The 1,399-nt window shown below is 59.8% G+C and carries 1 protein-coding gene and 1 pseudogene; both read left to right on the top strand.

Features of this window, described 5'->3' with window-relative positions; all coding sequences use genetic code 11:
* Positions 1 to 507: pseudogene (locus G542_RS19080) on the top strand (hypothetical protein); the annotation flags it as partial.
* Complete coding sequence (locus G542_RS17140; protein ID WP_244878721.1) at positions 485 to 1,126, top strand: HsdR; 642 nt, start codon at positions 485 to 487, stop codon at positions 1,124 to 1,126. The pseudogene G542_RS19080 and the gene G542_RS17140, both read left to right, overlap by 23 nt.
* The last annotated feature ends 273 nt before the right edge of the window (positions 1,127 to 1,399 follow it).

The following is a 1,399-nucleotide window of genomic DNA, read 5'->3' as shown; positions in this document are numbered from 1 at the left end:
ACGGCGACTGTGTTCGGCCGCTTCGAAGTTCATCTCGATGGCTTCATCAAGCGAGCCCGGCAGGCGCTTTCTGTTTCGCATCTCGGTTTACCTCTTGTTGAGAAACGCGAAAGTGGTGCGCTGTCGCGCCTGAATCGTGCCTACCCCGGCAAGGACACCACCTACATTCTCGATTTCGTGAACGACCCGCAGGACATCCTCAAGGCGTTCAAGACCTATTACGAAACCGCCGAACTGGAAGCAGCGACCGACCCGCACCAGGTGTTCGATTTGCGCGCCAAACTGGACGCCGCCGGCTGCCACGACGAGTACGAAGTCGACCGCGTGGTAAAGGTGGAGCTGGACCCGCAGGGCACGCAGAAGCAGCTCTCCGCTGCCATCGCGCCGGTGGCCGACCGCCTGCTCAAGCGTTACGCGGCCACGCAGCGGGATTTCCGCACCGCGCAGGCCACCGGTAATGACAAAGCCGAGCGCGCCGCCAAGGATGCTGCTGTTGTTCAAGAATGACATGGGCGCTTTCGTGCGCCTCTATGCCTTCCTCAGCCAGATTTTCGACTATGGCAATACCGACATCGAGAAGCACCACCTGTTCTACAAACGGCTGCTGCCGCTATTGGACTTCGGCCGCGAGCGCGACACCGTCGACCTGTCGCGGGTAGTGCTCACCCATCACAAGCTACACCAGCAAGGCCGGCAGGCGCTCGCCCTCGGCAAGGGCGACAACCTCAAGCCGGTGGACGGGGTGGGCAGCGGCGCGGTGCAGGACAAGCAGGCCGCGCTGCTCGCCGAAATCATCGACAAGGTGAACGGCCTGTTCGAGGGCGAACTGACCGACGACGACCAGCTCATCTACGTGAACGGCGTGCTCAAGGGCAAATTGCTGGAGAACGAACTGCTGGTGCAGCAGGCGGCCGGTAACAGCAAGGAGCAGTTCGCTAACTCGCCCGACCTCAAGGACGCGTTCCTGAACGCCATCATGGACGCGCTCGACGCCCACACGCTGATGAGCACCCAGGCGCTCGGCTCGGAACGGGTACACGACGGTTTGCGTGACACCCTGCTTGGGCCGGCTCAGTTGTATGAGGCGCTGCGTGCCAAGGCGGGAAGAACCATTGTCCGGGTTTAGGTAGCAGGACCATTTCCCATATGGCGCGAAGCGCCATTTTGGTGAAACGGCAAAACACTTCCCCCGAAAATCTCTGCAAGACAAGGTTTTCAACCATGTGTTGCAGGGTTCTCGTCTCCGGCTGGCGTGGCATACAGGTGGTAAACTGTCGTGGTCTAATTTCCACGGACACCTCGATAGGTGGATCATTCACCCATCGAGGAAACATTGATGACCAGGCAACGTAGAACATTCGACGTGGAGTTCAAGCTCCAGGTCGTAAAGATGATCAAG

Origin of the sequence: Laribacter hongkongensis DSM 14985 (assembly GCF_000423285.1) — a bacterium.
GTDB lineage: Bacteria > Pseudomonadota > Gammaproteobacteria > Burkholderiales > Aquaspirillaceae > Laribacter > Laribacter hongkongensis.
The sequence above is the reverse complement of the archived record's forward strand: the minus strand, read 5'-3'. Positions and strand labels throughout refer to the sequence as shown.